This is a genomic window from Maribacter sp. 4G9 (assembly GCF_002742265.1).
In the GTDB taxonomy this organism is placed as follows: Bacteria; Bacteroidota; Bacteroidia; order Flavobacteriales; family Flavobacteriaceae; genus Maribacter.
On the sequence record NZ_MDGL01000111.1, the window covers coordinates 1 to 1,471 of the forward strand.

Sequence of the window (1,471 nt, forward strand, 5' to 3'; positions counted from 1 at the left end):
AGACTCTGATCCAGCCATGCCGCGTGCAGGAAGAATGCCCTATGGGTAGTAAACTGCTTTTATACGGGAAGAAAAAGGGGCACGTGTGCCCTGTTGACGGTACCGTAAGAATAAGGACCGGCTAACTCCGTGCCAGCAGCCGCGGTAATACGGAGGGTCCGAGCGTTATCCGGAATTATTGGGTTTAAAGGGTCCGTAGGCGGGCCGGTAAGTCAGGGGTGAAAGTCTGTAGCTCAACTATAGAACTGCCTTTGATACTGCCGGTCTTGAGTCATGGTGAAGTTGGCGGAATATGTGGTGTAGCGGTGAAATGCATAGATATCACATAGAACACCGATTGCGAAGGCAGCTGACTAACCATGAACTGACGCTGATGGACGAAAGCGTGGGGAGCGAACAGGATTAGATACCCTGGTAGTCCACGCCGTAAACGATGGATACTAGCTGTCCGGGTCCTTGAGACCTGGGCGGCCAAGCGAAAGTGATAAGTATCCCACCTGGGGAGTACGTTCGCAAGAATGAAACTCAAAGGAATTGACGGGGGCCCGCACAAGCGGTGGAGCATGTGGTTTAATTCGATGATACGCGAGGAACCTTACCAGGGCTTAAATGCATTTTGACAGGGCCAGAGATGGCCTTTCCTTCGGGCAATTTGCAAGGTGCTGCATGGTTGTCGTCAGCTCGTGCCGTGAGGTGTCAGGTTAAGTCCTATAACGAGCGCAACCCCTACCGTTAGTTGCCAGCGAGTCATGTCGGGGACTCTAACGGGACTGCCGGTGCAAACCGCGAGGAAGGTGGGGATGACGTCAAATCATCACGGCCCTTACGTCCTGGGCCACACACGTGCTACAATGGCAGGTACAGAGAGCAGCCACGTCGCAAGGCGGAGCGAATCTATAAAACCTGTCACAGTTCGGATCGGGGTCTGCAACTCGACCCCGTGAAGCTGGAATCGCTAGTAATCGGATATCAGCCATGATCCGGTGAATACGTTCCCGGGCCTTGTACACACCGCCCGTCAAGCCATGGAAGCCGGGAGTGCCTGAAGTCCGTCACCGCAAGGAGCGGCCTAGGGCAAGATCGGTAACTAGGGCTAAGTCGTAACAAGGTAGCCGTACCGGAAGGTGCGGCTGGAACACCTCCTTTCTAGAGATTGTCCTTAGATGGACGGTCCCTGACGAACGAACAGAGAAGGCCTTGGCCCCGTTCTTTCGATTTATGTTTTTCTTTATGTTGAATTTATCTCCGCAATTATGATATATAACAAATACCGGCGCGCCCAGGGCGTGTGGGTAGGGACAGTCCCATAGCTCAGCTGGTTAGAGCGCTACACTGATAATGTAGAGGTCGGCAGTTCGAGTCTGCCTGGGACTACAAAGTAGGCCAAAGGTCCGACGAGAAGCCTGTGCTGAGCGCAGTCGAAGCAAGTCTGCCTGGGACTACAAAGTAGGCCAAAGGTCCGACGAGAAGC

At 53.7% G+C, this 1,471-nt stretch carries 1 tRNA gene and 1 rRNA gene; both read left to right on the plus strand.

What is annotated here, in order from left to right:
* Positions 1 to 1,146: ribosomal RNA gene (locus BFP75_RS11015) — 16S ribosomal RNA — on the plus strand; the annotation flags it as partial.
* 154 nt (positions 1,147 to 1,300) lie between these two features.
* Positions 1,301 to 1,374, plus strand: a tRNA-Ile gene (locus BFP75_RS11020).
* The last annotated feature ends 97 nt before the right edge of the window (positions 1,375 to 1,471 follow it).